The 13,924-nt window shown below is 71.3% G+C and carries 14 protein-coding genes; 9 read left to right on the top strand and 5 right to left on the bottom strand.

Annotated elements, in window-relative coordinates; translation table 11 throughout:
• The first annotated feature begins 260 nt into the window (after positions 1–260).
• Entirely contained in the window at positions 261–788 is a 528-nt protein-coding gene (locus tag GKQ77_RS34235; RefSeq protein ID WP_219689378.1) for a DapH/DapD/GlmU-related protein, read from the top strand.
• Between the two features lie 71 nt (positions 789–859).
• On the opposite strand, the gene GKQ77_RS15640 is transcribed toward GKQ77_RS34235, so the two are convergent.
• Complete coding sequence (locus GKQ77_RS15640; protein WP_258021385.1) at positions 860–3,331, bottom strand: DEAD/DEAH box helicase; 2,472 nt, start codon at positions 3,329–3,331, stop codon at positions 860–862.
• Between the two features lie 498 nt (positions 3,332–3,829).
• Here GKQ77_RS15640 and GKQ77_RS15635 point away from each other — a divergent pair, with 498 nt between their 5' ends.
• Positions 3,830–4,624, top strand: a complete 795-nt coding sequence (locus tag GKQ77_RS15635) for a ferritin-like fold-containing protein (protein WP_219689376.1) — start codon at positions 3,830–3,832, stop codon at positions 4,622–4,624.
• Positions 4,625–4,641: 17 nt separating this feature from the next.
• Here GKQ77_RS15635 and GKQ77_RS15630 read toward each other — a convergent pair whose 3' ends face one another.
• The 4 genes from GKQ77_RS15630 to GKQ77_RS15615 all read right to left on the bottom strand — a co-directional run bounded on the left by GKQ77_RS15630 (position 4,642) and on the right by GKQ77_RS15615 (position 6,566).
• A complete protein-coding gene (locus GKQ77_RS15630) occupies positions 4,642–4,911 on the bottom strand; it encodes a hypothetical protein (RefSeq protein ID WP_219689375.1) in 270 nt (89 codons plus the stop codon).
• Between the two features lie 213 nt (positions 4,912–5,124).
• Entirely contained in the window at positions 5,125–5,352 is a 228-nt protein-coding gene (locus GKQ77_RS15625) for a DUF3107 domain-containing protein (RefSeq protein ID WP_055543834.1), read from the bottom strand.
• Between the two features lie 139 nt (positions 5,353–5,491).
• Positions 5,492–6,133 (bottom strand): TetR/AcrR family transcriptional regulator, encoded by a 642-nt coding sequence (locus tag GKQ77_RS15620; protein WP_219689374.1) that lies wholly within the window; start codon positions 6,131–6,133, stop codon positions 5,492–5,494.
• Positions 6,134–6,341: 208 nt separating this feature from the next.
• Positions 6,342–6,566 carry an Rv3202a family protein gene (locus GKQ77_RS15615; protein ID WP_219689373.1) on the bottom strand — a complete coding sequence of 75 codons (225 nt, stop codon included), beginning with the start codon at positions 6,564–6,566 and terminating at the stop codon, positions 6,342–6,344.
• Positions 6,567–6,734: 168 nt separating this feature from the next.
• Here GKQ77_RS15615 and GKQ77_RS15610 point away from each other — a divergent pair, with 168 nt between their 5' ends.
• The 7 genes from GKQ77_RS15610 to GKQ77_RS15585 form a co-directional block, all read left to right on the top strand.
• The gene (locus GKQ77_RS15610) at positions 6,735–7,763 is read left to right on the top strand and encodes an alpha/beta fold hydrolase (RefSeq protein ID WP_219689372.1); all 1,029 of its coding nucleotides are present in this window, start codon (positions 6,735–6,737) and stop codon (positions 7,761–7,763) included.
• Between the two features lie 356 nt (positions 7,764–8,119).
• Positions 8,120–9,166, top strand: a complete 1,047-nt coding sequence (locus GKQ77_RS15605) for a DUF3152 domain-containing protein (protein WP_372459892.1) — start codon at positions 8,120–8,122, stop codon at positions 9,164–9,166.
• A 70-nt stretch (positions 9,167–9,236) separates the two neighbouring features.
• The gene (locus GKQ77_RS34135) at positions 9,237–9,329 is read left to right on the top strand and encodes an Ms4533A family Cys-rich leader peptide (RefSeq protein ID WP_372459891.1); all 93 of its coding nucleotides are present in this window, start codon (positions 9,237–9,239) and stop codon (positions 9,327–9,329) included.
• Between the two features lie 139 nt (positions 9,330–9,468).
• Complete coding sequence (locus GKQ77_RS15600) at positions 9,469–11,190, top strand: ABC transporter substrate-binding protein (protein ID WP_219689370.1); 1,722 nt, start codon at positions 9,469–9,471, stop codon at positions 11,188–11,190.
• Positions 11,191–11,192: 2 nt separating this feature from the next.
• Positions 11,193–12,119, top strand: coding sequence for an ABC transporter permease (locus tag GKQ77_RS15595; protein ID WP_308117677.1), 927 nt, complete (start codon positions 11,193–11,195; stop codon positions 12,117–12,119).
• Entirely contained in the window at positions 12,116–13,123 is a 1,008-nt protein-coding gene (locus GKQ77_RS15590) for an ABC transporter permease (protein ID WP_219689369.1), read from the top strand. Before GKQ77_RS15595 ends, GKQ77_RS15590 begins: the two co-directional genes overlap by 4 nt.
• On the top strand, positions 13,120–13,924 hold an 805-nt coding region (locus GKQ77_RS15585; protein WP_219689368.1), incomplete at its 3' end, for an ABC transporter ATP-binding protein. The genes GKQ77_RS15590 and GKQ77_RS15585, both read left to right, overlap by 4 nt.

Here is a 13,924-nt window from a genome sequence, read left to right as displayed (position 1 = left end):
GCGTCAACCAGCGGGTGGGCGGGTCGGAGTGTCCAGGAGCCGTTCGGCGCTGGTCCTGGCCGGGGCCTGGTCTGCCGGCCCCGGCAGTTGAGGGCATCGACGCGCAAGGGTCGGCCACCGGGGCGCGCAGCCTGCTCGGCCTGCTCGATGGCCGTCCGAGTTCGGACAACCATTGGTTGTGTCTACCTCGTACAGGTTGTTTGATCGCGTGTTCCGCGCAGTGGTGGGATCAGCCCATGTCCACCCGCACAGAGCACGTCATGTACGTCCAGACACCCGAGTTCGCACGTCATGTGGAGCGGATCAAGGAGGTTACCGACGCGACGTCGCGGCTGAACACGCTTCCGTTCAGCGACAGCACAGCCCGCGCAGAACTACTTTCCGTTGTATTCGGCGGCCCCCTGCCGGACTCGGTGACGATCTACCCGCCGTTCTTCACCGAGGGCGGGCTGAACACCACGTTCGGCGAGAACGTCTTCGTCAACCAGGGCTGCACCTTCATGGACAAGGGCGGCATCCGTATCGGCGACGGCGTCATGATCGCCCCGAAGGTCAGCCTCATCACGGGAGGCCATCCGCTGCCCCTCGCCGAGCGCCGTGAGTACCTCTCCTTCGCCCCGATCGTCATCGAGGACGACGTCTGGATCGGGACGGCTGCCGTGATCACGCAAGGGGTGACCATCGGTGCCGGTGCGGTGGTCGCCGCCGGTGCGGTGGTCACTCGTGACGTCCCTGCCGGCACCGTGGCCGCAGGAGTGCCCGCCCGGGTGATCAAGACGATCGACTGAGGGCGGAGGGGGAGGCACGGCAAAGGCCCGCCCCGGGCAGGGACGGGCCTTCGTGTGAGGAGGGATGAGCGTCAGCTCTCCGCCGCCTCGACCTTCTTGCGCGTACGTCGGCGTGGCGCCGGAGCCTCGGCCTCGGTCACCTCGGCCGCCTCGGCGGCAACCGCCTTCCGCGTACGGCGACGCGGCTTCGGCTCCTCCGTCGCCTGCGCCGGGATCTCCGCCTCGACCACGGTCTCCGCAGCCTTACGGGTCCGGCGCTTCGGCTTCTCGGCGGCGGCCGGGGCTTCCGCCTCGGCGACCGGCTGTGCGGCCTTGCGGGTGCGCTTCGGCTTCTCGGCGGCGACCGGAGCCTCCGCCTCGGCCACCGGCTGCGCGGCCTTGCGGGTCCGCTTGGGCTTCTCGGCCGCAGGGGCGTCAGCCTCAACCGCCGTTTCGACGGCCTTGCGGGTACGCCGCTTCGGCTTCTCGGCAGCGACAGCGGCCGCGACCGGGGCTTCCGCCTCAGCGACCGGCTCCGCGGCCTTCCGCGTGCGCCGCTTCGGCTTCTCGGCGGCAGCCGGAGCTTCCGCCTCGGCGACGGGCTGCGCGGCCTTGCGGGTCCGCTTGGGCTTCTCGGCCGCAGGGGCCTCGGCCTCAACCGCCGTTTCCACAGCCTTACGGGTCCGCCGCTTCGGCTTCTCGGCGGCGGCCGGGGCCTCCGCCTCGGCGACCGGCTCCGCAGCCTTCCGCGTCCGCTTCGGCTTCTCGGCAGCGACAGCGGCAGCGGCAGCGGCCTCGACCGGGGCCTCCGCCTCGGCAACCGGCTCCGCAGCCTTCCGCGTCCGGCGGCGCGGCTTCGTCACCGGCGCCTCCGCCTCGGGAACGGGAGCAGCCACCGGCGCCTCAGGCTCGGCCGCCGTGGCCGTGGCCGTGGCCGTCGCGGTCACCGCTTCCGGCGCCGCCCCGCCCCGCGTCCGACGCCGACGACGCGGCGTGCGCGACTCCGTCGGCTCAGCGATGACCTCAGCGATGACCTCAGGGGCGGTCGCAGTGGTGACCTCGGCCGCGACCTCGGCGACCGGAGCGGACGCCGTCACCGGGGTCGCGTCCAGCGGGCTGCCGGCTCGCGTCCGGCGGCGACGGCGCGGCGTGCGCGCCGGGCGCTCCTGCTCCGAAGAGGCGGGGGATGCGGGACCCGAGGACGTACGACCACCACGGTCATCTCGCGAACCACCGTCGCCACGCGAACCACCGTCGCCACGCGAACCACCGTCGCCACGCGAACCACCGTCGCGCCGCGAACCACGCGAGTCACGGTCACCCCGCGAACCACGCGAGTCACGGTCACCGCGGGAACCACGCCCGCGCCCACCCGTCTCGCCGAGGTCCTCGATCTCCTCCGCGCCCAGACCCGCACGGGTCCGCTCGGCGCGCGGCAGGACACCCTTGGTGCCCGCCGGGATGTTCAGCTCCTCGTACAGGTGAGGGGAGCTGGAGTACGTCTCGACCGGGTCGCTGAAGCCCAGGTCGAGCGCCTTGTTGATCAGCTGCCAGCGCGGGATGTCGTCCCAGTCGACCAGCGTGATCGCGATGCCCTTGGCGCCCGCGCGGCCGGTGCGGCCGATGCGGTGGAGGTAGGTCTTCTCGTCCTCGGGCGACTGGTAGTTGATGACGTGCGTGACGCCCTCGACGTCGATGCCGCGCGCGGCGACGTCCGTGCAGACGAGCACGTCCACCTTGCCGTTGCGGAACGCCCGCAGGGCCTGCTCGCGCGCGCCCTGGCCGAGGTCGCCGTGGACGGCGCCCGAGGCGAAGCCGCGCTTCTCCAGCTGCTCGGCGATGTCGGCCGCCGTGCGCTTGGTGCGGCAGAAGACCATCGCGAGCCCGCGGCCGTCGGCCTGCAGGATGCGGGAGATCATCTCCGGCTTGTCCATGTTGTGCGCGCGGTAGACGAACTGCGCGGTGTTCGCGACGGTCTGGCCCTCGTCGTCCGGCGCCGTGGCGCGGATGTGCGTGGGCTGCGACATGTAGCGACGGGCGAGGCCGATGACCGCGCCCGGCATGGTCGCCGAGAAGAGCATCGTCTGACGCTTCGGCGGCAGCATGTTGATGATCCGCTCGACGTCGGGCAGGAAGCCCAGGTCGAGCATCTCGTCGGCCTCGTCGAGGACGAGGCACTTGACGTGCTTGAGGTCGAGCTTGCGCTGGCCCGCGAGGTCGAGGAGACGACCGGGGGTGCCGACGACGATGTCGATGCCCTTCTTGAGGGCCTCGACCTGCGGCTCGTAGGCACGGCCGCCGTATATGGCGAGGACGCGGACGTTACGCGCCTTGCCGGCGGTCAGGAGGTCGTTCGTCACCTGCTGGCACAGCTCGCGGGTGGGGACGACGATGAGGGCCTGCGGCGCCTCGGTGAGCTGCTCGGGCTTGGCGCGGCCCGCCTCGACGTCGGCGGGGACGATCACGCGCTCCAGGAGCGGGAGTCCAAAGCCGAGCGTCTTGCCGGTGCCGGTCTTGGCCTGGCCGATGACGTCCTTGCCCGAAAGGGCTACGGGGAGGGTCATCTCCTGGATGGGGAAGGGGGTGATGATGCCGACGGCTTCAAGGGCTTCGGCTGTCTCGGGAAGAATCCCGAGCTCTCGGAAAGTCGTAGTCAGGGCTATGCCTCTTCTGTGAGACGCGGCGTGAGGCGAACGCTGGGGGTCGTGACCGTGCCACTACCGCCGGACGCTTGGGGGGCTGACCGGGGGCGCGGGACCACTGCCTGCGCTCGAGCGCTCTTACCGCTGAGGTTCCCTCCTCGTGCCGTACGCAGCTGCGCGTACCGCCCGGAGGGCTGTCGGGTCGGAGCCGATCGGGCCACCGACCGGGCATCCTCATTCGTACGGCCTGTCGAATATTCGGCAGGCGCAATACCACTGTACCCCGGAATCTCGCATGCGTGTCTGGCGAATTCGTCACATGGTCGTCGTCACACTGACCGATCAGGGACCCACCCGTCACCGATCAGGGTCTGTTCGGGGAGTGACCAGGGCCTTACGCCTTACGGCAGGCGGGCTATTGTGCGTTTCATGGAGACGCCTGACACCGCCGCTGAATCCGCCGCCGAACCCCCCGCCGAAACTCCCGCCGGACCCTCCGCAGAAACCCCCGCCGGGCCCACCGGCGTCGCCGCCCAGGACTGGGCGAAGGCTTCCGCCGAGCCCCACTACCGCGCCGCGGTCGTGGACCTGCTCGGCGCGCTCGCCTACGGAGAACTGGCGGCGTTCGAGCGGCTCGCGGAGGACGCGAAGCTGGCGCCGACGCTCGGCGACAAGGCGGAGCTGGCGAAGATGGCGTCGGCGGAGTTCCACCACTTCGAGCAGTTGCGGGACCGGCTCTCGGCGATCGGCGCGGAGCCGACCGAGGCCATGGAGCCCTTCGTGGCGGCGCTCGACGGCTTCCACCGGCAGACCGCGCCGTCCGACTGGCTCGAGGGCCTGGTCAAGGCGTACGTCGGTGACTCGATCGCCAGCGACTTCTACCGCGAGGTGGCGGCCCGCCTCGACGTCGATACGCGCGGACTCGTGCTCGGCGTCCTCGACGACACCGGGCACGCGAGCTTCGCCGTGGAGAAGGTGCGGGCCGCGATCGAGGCCGATCCGCGGCTGGGCGGGCGGCTCGCGCTGTGGGCGCGGCGGCTGATGGGCGAGGCCCTCTCGCAGTCGCAGCGGGTGGTCGCGGACCGGGACGCGCTCTCCACCATGCTGGTCGGGGGCGTCGCCGACGGGTTCGACCTCGCCGAGGTCGGGCGGATGTTCTCCCGCATCACCGAGGCGCACACCAAGCGGATGGCGGCGCTGGGCCTGGCCGCCTAGCCGTTCAGCCGGTTTCCCTACGCCGTCGCTGAGCGGTGCAGGCCGTTTCGGGTCGGGCGGATCAGCAGGGAGAGCAGGGCCGCCGATACCGCCGCCGCTCCCAGGAGGGTCGCGGGGGCGTGTCCGGCGCCCAGCGCCATGTGTGTGATGAAGGCGCCGATCAGGGCGCCCGCCGGGCCCGTCGACAGGACGAGGCTGCGCGCGGGCAGCCGGTGCGCCAGGCGGTGCGCGATGGCCCAGGACAGGGCGAAACCCAGCAGAGCGGAGCCGAGCGCTTCCAGAATCACGGTGATGCCCTCCCTCGCGGCCAGTGCGTGTCGGTCGTAGCCGGTGTACCCAAGGTGGCCGGAACGCAACCCTCCACGAACCGGCGGCCCCGTCTTCACCTCGTACGACAAGCACGCCAACAGACAAGTACGGCCCGGTGGTTGAGAACCACCGGGCCGTACTCGTATGCGCGTCCCACGGGCCCGTCCTGCGGGCGTGTCCGCGAGCGTGTCCTACAGGGCGCTGAAGCCCACCTTGCGCGCCGTGGGCTCGCCGAGCTCCACGTACGCCAGGCGGTCGGCCGGAACCAGGACCTTGCGGCCGTGGTCGTCCACGAGGCTCAGCAGCGGCGACTTGCCGGTCAGCGCCTCGGACACCGCGCGCTCGATTTCCTCGGCACTCTGGCCGCTCTCCAGCACGATCTCGCGGGGCGCGTACTGCACGCCGATCTTGACCTCCACGGCTTTGTCCCTCCGACGGTCAGTCTGTGCGCGGCCGTCCGCGCCGTACCCAGCACACATTAGCCCGGTGAGGGGAGGCGGAAGGACCTGGCCATGAACGCCGGTAGCGAACACCGGACGGGAACAGAGGGGCGAGCGGTCAGTGGCCCTCGGTGCCGTGCAGCGGGAAGCCGGCGATGCCGCGCCACGCGAGCGACGTGAGCAGCCGCACCGCGTTCTCGCGCGGGACCGTGCTGCCGCTGGCCAGCCAGTACCGGGCGACCACCTGCGAGTACCCGCCGAGGCCGACGGCGAGGAGCATCGCCTCGTCCCTGGGCAGGCCGGTGTCCTCGGCGATGACCTCGCAGATCGCCTCCGCGCACTGGAGCGTGACCCGGTCCACGCGCTCGCGGACCGCGGCCTCGTTCGTCAGGTCCGACTCGAAGACCAGCCGGAAGGCGCCGCCCTCGTCCTCGACGTACGCGAAATAGGCGTCCATCGTCGCGGCGACGCGCAGCTTGTTGTCCGTGGTGGACGCGAGCGCCGTGCGGACCGACTGGAGCAGTGACTCGCAGTGCTGGTCGAGCAGGGCCAGATAGAGGTCGAGCTTGCCGGGGAAGTGCTGGTAGAGCACCGGCTTGCTGACCCCGGCGCGCTCGGCGATGTCGTCCATCGCGGCCGCGTGGTAACCCTGTGCGACGAAAACTTCCTGGGCCGCGCCGAGAAGTTGATTGCGTCGGGCACGGCGCGGCAGGCGTGTGCCCCGCGGGCGTGCCGCCTCTGTCTGCTCGATGGCTGTCACGCCGCCTCCCAATCGTCCGATGTGCGGTGTGCGCCGCGCCGCCATCGTACTTTTCGGTAACAGTGATGTGCGCGGTGCGGACGCAGAATTTCACGGAGTGGACCGCCGCGGCCGGGGTGCGCGGCGGTGCGTAGCGGGGCAAACACGCTCAGGCCGGCGTCGGCCCGGCTCCTCGCCCCTCACCGGCGCCCCGGCTCTCCCGGCACCCTCAGCGGTAGTCGTCCTCGTCGAGGCGGACCACACGGGCCTGCTCCACGAGGTCGGCTTCGCTGGCGGCGTTCGGGTCGGCGTCCTGGAGGGAGTCGTCCCTGCTGGGGGCGAGATCGGTGTGCTGCTCCGCGGTGTCCGCCTCCGGGGCCTCCACGTCGGCCTCGGCGCCGGTCGCGTCCTCTTCCGTCTCGAAGGTCTCGGGATCGGTCGGGTCGACACTCATGTATGGCTCTCTTCCCTTGCGGTACTGGTGGCCCTTCGTGATGCGAGTGCCCTGTTCGCCCGCTTTCTATGAGCGTAGGAGAGACCCGGATCAGGCGCTATGTGATGCGGGGCGATCTGTGACGGCGAACACGTGAACCCCCGCGTGATCGTCTCGTAACATTGCCGCATGCCTTCGACCGAGCTGCCGAACCTGCTGGCCGCCACCGCCGCGCCCAAGCCCGGTGCCGTCGCGGTCGCGGAGGGGGAGCGGCTCGGCTCGGTCGGGCTGCCCGGACTCACGCTGACCGTGCGCTCGCGGCCCTCCGTCCGCCCCGGGCTTCCGCCCGCGCTCTTCGTGCACGGGCTCGGCGGCTCCTCGCAGAACTGGTCGGCCCTGATGCCGCTCCTGGAGGACGTCGTCGACTGCGAGGCGATCGACCTGCCGGGGTTCGGGGACTCGCCCCCGCCGGACGACGGCGACTACTCCCTCACCGGACACGCGCGCGCCGTCATCCGCTACCTCGACGCGAGCGCCCGCGGCCCCGTCCACCTCATCGGGAACTCCCTGGGCGGCGCCATCACGACGCGCGTCGCCGCGGTCCGCCCCGATCTCGTGCGTACGTTGACGCTTGTGTCGCCCGCGCTGCCCGAGCTGCGGGTGCAGCGCACGGCGTTGCCGACCGGCCTGGTCGCGGTGCCGGGGGTCGCCGCGCTCTTCGCCCGGCTCACCAGGGAGTGGACGGCCGAGCAGCGGGTGCGCGGCGTGATGGGGCTCTGTTACGGCGACCCGGAGAAGGTCACCCCGGAAGGCTTCAGCGCGGCGGTCCGCGAGATGGAGCGCAGGCTCCAGCTCCCCTACTTCTGGGACGCGATGACGCGCACGGCCCGCGGCATCGTGAACGCGTACACCCTGGGCGGCCAGCACGGCCTCTGGCGACAGGCCGAGCGGGTGCTCGCGCCGACCCTGCTCGTCTACGGAGGGCGCGATCTGCTCGTCTCGTTCCGCATGGCACGCAGGGCGGCCGCCGCGTTCCGTGACTCGCGGCTGCTGACGCTGCCCGACGCGGGGCATGTGGCGATGATGGAGGACCCGCAGAGCGTGGCCACGGGCTTCCGTGAACTCCTCGTCGACCTGGGGGAGCTGAGCGCTCCGCGCGCTCGGATCGTCCGTGATGGCTGTGCCGCCGGCGACTCCCGTACGGGTTCGGGGAGCTGAGGCGGCGCGTGGGACGACATAGTCGCCGCGGTCCGGCGGGCGCGACCGGCGGTACGGGTAGTTCGGGTGGTTCGGGGGTGCCGTCGGCGCAGGGTGCGGGTTCCGGTGCCGGTGCCGACGCGCAGGCGGGCCCGGGGCCCGGTACCGGGCGCCGTCGGCGCGCGTCCGGCGGGAAGGACACGCCGGCGCACGGCACGCCCGCGCACGGCACGCCGCCCCGCGGAGTTCCCGAGGTCCGCGGTGGGCACCCCGAGCAGCGGGAGCCCGGCGGGGGCTGGGGCGATGTCTCCGACACGGGGTCGGGACCCCGCATACCGGGACCCCGGCAGGATCGTTCCGCCCCTCGCCAGGAGTACATGGACGCCTTCCCCGGCGAGGAGCAGCACCGCCGCGACCCGAACGGCGACGGCCCGGACGGCGACGACCCGCGCCGCGGCGACCCGTACGCCTCCGTCACCGACTGGAGCGACGTCCCCGAGCCCCGGCGCGGCGGCAGTTCTTCCGAGGGCCCCGGCCCCGACGCGGACGCCGACGCCGAGGTCGAAGACGGCGGGAGGACCGGCCGCACCCGCCTCCTCGCGGGCATCGCGGCCGCCGCCGTGACCCTCGTGCTCGGAGTCGTCGTGGCAGGGCAGGTCACCGGCGGCGGGAGCGGTTCCGACGCCCGCCCCAAGGCCGCCCCCGACGGCGGCGCGCGCGACACCGACGATCCCGCCTCGCGCTCCGACGAGCGTCCGGCGCCGCTGCGGGACCCCGCCGAGAAACCGGACAAGGCCCCGGTGACGTACGACCAGAAAATGGGTGAGAAATACCCGCTGGACGCGAAGCTCAAGGCGTCCGGCGACTTCGAGGCGATCGCCGGGTTCGACAAGGCACCCGGAAAGGGACAGCTTTTCCGGTACCGCGTCGACGTCGAGAAGGGGCTCGGTCTCGATGGCCCGCTCTTCGCGCAGGCCGTGCAGAAAACCCTCAACGACGACCGGAGTTGGGCGCACGGCGGGGCCCGCGCCTTCGAGCGGATCTCGTCGGGCAAGCCCGATTTCGTCATTACGCTGGCGAGTCCCGGGACCACCGCGGCCTGGTGCGCGAAATCCGGACTCGATACGACCCAGGACAATGTGTCGTGCGATTCCGCGGCGACGGACCGCGTGATGATCAACGCTTATCGGTGGGCGCAGGGCGCCAAGACCTACGGCGACGAGGTCAAGAAGGAATTCGGCAACGCCATCCACCCCTACCGGCAGATGCTGATCAACCACGAGGTCGGGCACCGGCTCGGCTTCAACCACACGGACTGCACGAAGGACGGGGACCTCGCGCCTGTCATGCAGCAGCAGACCAAGTTCCTGGAGCACGACGGCATCAAGTGCAAGGCCAACCCCTGGGCGTTCCCCAAGAGTTGACCATGGCGAGTCGCCGCCCGCCGTGGCGGTCGCTTTGACATCCGTCGGAAGTTCGTTCATATTTCTGCGCATGTCGAACCGCCACGCCCCTTCGAGCGCAGCCATCGAGCTGACGCTGCTCGGCGTGACCGCGCTCTGCGTGGCCGACATTCACTGTTGCTGACGCCCGCCCCGGCGAGTGCGTCGCGTTTTCCGCAGCCCTGTGCTGCCTTGTTTCCCCGCGCCTTCCCGGGGTCAGCTCTGCTTCATTTCCGCTGACCGCTGCCCCTTCGCGCAGCGTTTTTCCCGAGAGGCCTCCTCCGATGAGTCGATCGTCCGTCATAGCCCGCCGCGTGGCAGCGGCATCCGTCAGCCTGGTCCTGGCCTCGGGCGCCGCCGCCTGCGCGGGCCCGAAGGACAACGACACCAAGGGCGGCGGCGGAAAGCCGGCCGAGGGCGGCACACTCACCGTCCTCAACCGCGACCCGCAGACCGACTTCGACCCCGCCCGGCTCTACACCTCCGGCGGCGGAAACGTGCCGAGCCTCGTCTTCCGCACCCTGACCACCCGCAACCGCGAGGACGGCGCCAAGGGCGCGGAGGTCGTCCCCGACCTCGCCACCGATCTGGGCAAGCCGAGCAAGAACGCCACGGTGTGGACGTACACCCTGAAGAAGGGGCTCAAGTACGAGGACGGCACGCCGATCACCTCCGCCGACGTGAAGTACGGCATCGAGCGCTCCTTCGCCGCCGAACTCAGCGGTGGCGCGCCCTACTTGAGGGACTGGCTCATCGGCGGCGACAAATACCAGGGCCCCTACAAGGACAAGAGCGGCAAGGGGCTCGCGTCGATCGAGACGCCCGACGAGCGGACCATCGTCTTCCATCTGAACAAGCCCGAGGGCGAGTTCCCCTACCTGGCCACCCAGACGCAGTTCGCGCCCGTACCCAAGAGCAAGGACAAGGGCACGAAGTACGAGGAGCACCCCCTCTCCTCCGGGCCCTACAAGGTCGTCAAGAACGAGAACGACGGGGAGCGGCTGCGCCTGGAACGCAATCCGCACTGGTCCGCGGAGACCGACGAGGAGCGCAAGGCCTACCCGGACGTCATCGACGTACGCTCCGGACTCGACTCGTCCGTCATCAACCAGCGGCTCTCCGCGAGCCAGGGCGCCGACGCCGCCGCCGTGACCACCGACACCAACCTCGGCCCGGCCGAACTCGCCAAGGTCGCAGGCGACAAGGAACTCGCCTCGCACGTCGGCACAGGACACTTCGGGTACACCAACTACCTCGCCTTCAATCCGAAGGTGAAGCCCTTCGACGACCCCAAGGTGCGCCAGGCCATCTCGTACGCCGTCGACCGCTCGTCGGTGGTCAACGCGGCAGGCGGCTCCTCGCTCGCCGAGCCCGCGACGACGTATCTGCCGAACCAGAAGTCCTTCGGATACACGAAATACGACCACTTCCCGGCGGGCGCGTCCGGCAACCCGAAGAAGGCCAGGGAGCTGCTGAAGAAGGCCGGTCACAAGAACGGCCTGACCATCACGCTCACCCATTCCAACGCCAAGGACTTCGAGACCAGCCCTGAGATCGCCACCGCCATCCAGGACGCCCTGAAGAAGGCCGGAATCACCGTCAAGCTCCAGGGTCTCGAGGAGAACGACTACTCCGACAAGATCCACAGCGCCAAGGACGAGCCGGGCCTCTTCCTCTCCCGCTGGGGCGCCGACTGGCCCTCCGGCGGCCCCTTCCTCGCCCCCATCTTCGACGGCCGCCAGATCGTCGAGGACGGCGCCAACTTCAACACCGGCTTCCTGAACGACAAGTCCGTCAACGACGAGATCGACGAGATCAACAAGCTCACCGACCTCGACGCCGCCGCCGCGCGCTGGGGCGCCCTCGACAAGAGGATCGGCGAGAAGGCGCTGACCGTGCCGCTCTTCCACCCCGTCTACAAGCGGCTCTACGGCAAGGACGTCAAGAACGTCGTCATCAGTGACTGGACCGGTGTGCTCGACGTCTCCCAGGTCGCGGTGAAGTAGTCGTGACGATCTTCTGGCGGCGGCTGCGCGAGCAGCGCGCCGCCCTCGTCGCGGCGGCCGTCGTCGCGCTGCTCGCCCTCGTGGCGCTCGCCGCGCCGCTGCTCACGGCCCTGGAGGGCCAGGACCCCACCACCTACCACCCGGACCTCATCGACTCGGCGCGCGGTGGCGTGCCGGTCGGCCCGTTCGGCGGGATCAGCGGCGAGCACTGGCTCGGCGTCGAACCCCAGACCGGACGCGACCTCTTCGCCCGCCTCGTGTACGGGGCCCGGGTCTCGCTCGGCGTCGCGCTCGCCGCGACCGTCGTACAGGTGGCCGTCGGCGTCGCGGTCGGCGTCGCGGCCGGGTTCGGCAACCGCTGGGTGGACCAGGTGCTCAGCCGCGCCACCGACGTCATCGTCGCCCTGCCGCTGATGGTCCTCGCGCTCGCTCTGATGGCGGTCGTGCCGGACGGCTTCCCGCGGCCCGTGCTCGTCGCCCTCGTCATCGGCCTCGTCGCCTGGGGCAACATGGCCAAGATCGTGCGCGCGCGGACCGTCACGCTCAAGGAACTCGACCACGTGGCCGCGGCACGGCTCAGCGGCTGGGGCCCCGTACGCATCGCCCGGCGCGAACTGCTGCCCGCGCTCGCCGGGCCCGTCATCACCTACGCGGCCCTCCTCGTGCCCGCCAACATCACGGTCGAGGCCGCGCTCTCCTTCCTCGGCGTCGGCGTGAAACCGCCGACCCCGTCGTGGGGGCAGATGCTCACGGCCGCGGACGTCTGGTACCAGGCGGCGCCGCAGTATCTGCTCCTCCCGGCGGGCGCGCTCTTCGTGACCGTCCTCGCGCTCACCGTCCTCGGCGACGGCGTGCGCACGGCGCTCGACCCGCGGGCCGCCTCCCGGCTGCGTGTCGGCACGGGCCGGAAGCGGGAGGCCCGGGCATGACCGGCCTGACCCGGCTCTCCGCCTTCCTGCTGCGGCGCCTTCTCGGCGCCCTGACCACGCTCCTAGCCCTCTCCGTGATCATCTACGTGGTGTTCTACGTCGCCCCCGGCGACGTCGCCCAGATCACCTGCGGCCCCCGCTGCTCACCCGCGCAGGTCCAGCAGGTCGCCGAGCAGTTGCGCCTCGACGACCCGCTCTACCTCCGCTACTGGGACTTCCTCCACGGCGTCTTCGCCGGCCACGACTACTCGACGGGCACCGGAGTGGACCACTGCGGGGCGCCCTGCCTCGGCGTCTCCTACCAGAGCGACCAGCAGGTCACCGCGCTGATCACGGCGAAGCTCCCGGTCACCGCCTCCCTCGCGCTGGGCGCGATGGTGATGTGGCTGGTCCTCGGCGTGGGCACCGGTGTGCTCTCCGCCTGGCGGCGCGGCAGGATCAGCGAGCGCGTCCTGACCGCCGTCACGCTCGCGGGCACCGCCACGCCCGTCTTCGTGATCGGCCTGCTGCTGATGATCGTGGTCTGCGGGCAGCTCCAGTGGCTGCCCTTCCCGCAGTACACCGACTTCGGCGACGACCCGGCGCAGTGGGCCTGGAACCTGCTCCTGCCCTGGCTCTCGCTCGCGCTGATCGAAGCCGCCAAGTACGCGCGGCTGACCCGCTCCTCGATGCTGGAGACGCTCGCCGAGGACCATGTGCGCACCTTTCGCGCGTACGGGGTGGGGGAGCGGTCGATCATCGGCAAGCACGCGCTGCGGGGAGCGGTGGCGCCCGTCATCGCCCTGACCGCCAACGATGTCGGGTCGATGTTCGGCGGCGCGGTGCTGAGCGAGACCCTGTTCGGCCTGCCCGGGCTCGGGCGTGAACTCGTGCACGCGGTGAAGGTCGTCGACCTGCCGGTGGTGGTCGGCCTCGTCCTGGTCACCGGCTTCTTCGTGGTGCTCGCCAACGCCGTCGCGGACGTGCTGTACGCGGTGGCCGACCGACGGGTGGTGCTGTCGTGACCCTCATCCAAGTGACCGATCTGAGCGTGGAGTTCGGCTCCGGGGTACGGGCCGTCGACGGGCTCTCCTTCACCCTGGAGGCGGGCGGCGCGCTCGCCCTCGTCGGGGAGTCGGGGTCCGGCAAGTCGACTGTGGCGTCCGCGTTGCTCGGGCTCCACCGGGGCACGGGCGCGCGCGTCGACGGATCGGTGCGGGTCGCGGGCGTCGACGTACAGAAGGCCTCGGACGCGGAGCTGCGGCGGCTGCGCGGCGGTAAGGCCGCGATGGTCTTCCAGGACCCCCTCTCCTCCCTCGACCCGTACTACGCGGTGGGCGACCAGATCGCCGAGGTGCACCGCGTGCACACCGGCGCGTCCCGGCGTGCGGCACGCGCGCGTGCCGTCGACGTGCTCGACCGGGTCGGCATTCCCGACGCCGTGCGCCGCTCCCGCTCGCGCCCGCACGAGTTCAGCGGCGGCATGCGCCAACGCGCGCTCATCGCCATGGCGCTGGCGTGCGAACCCGCTCTCCTGATCGCCGACGAGCCGACCACCGCCCTCGATGTCACCGTCCAGGCCCAGATCCTCGACCTGCTGCACACGCTGCGGGAGGAGACCGGCATGGGCCTGCTCCTGGTCACCCACGACGTGGGCGTCGCGGCGGAGAGTGCCGAGCAGGTCCTTGTCATGCGGGGCGGGCGCGCGGTGGAGCGGGGGGCGGTGCGGGATGTCCTCGCGGCGCCCCGGGAGCCGTACACCCGGGAGCTGCTGGGGGCTGTGCCGCGGGTGGACGCGCCGGTGGCGGGTGCGCGGACCCTGAAGG

Origin of the sequence: Streptomyces anatolicus, from assembly GCF_019400875.1 — a bacterium.
In the GTDB taxonomy this organism is placed as follows: Bacteria; Actinomycetota; Actinomycetes; order Streptomycetales; family Streptomycetaceae; genus Streptomyces; species Streptomyces anatolicus.
This window is presented reverse-complemented; position numbering and strand designations above follow the sequence as displayed.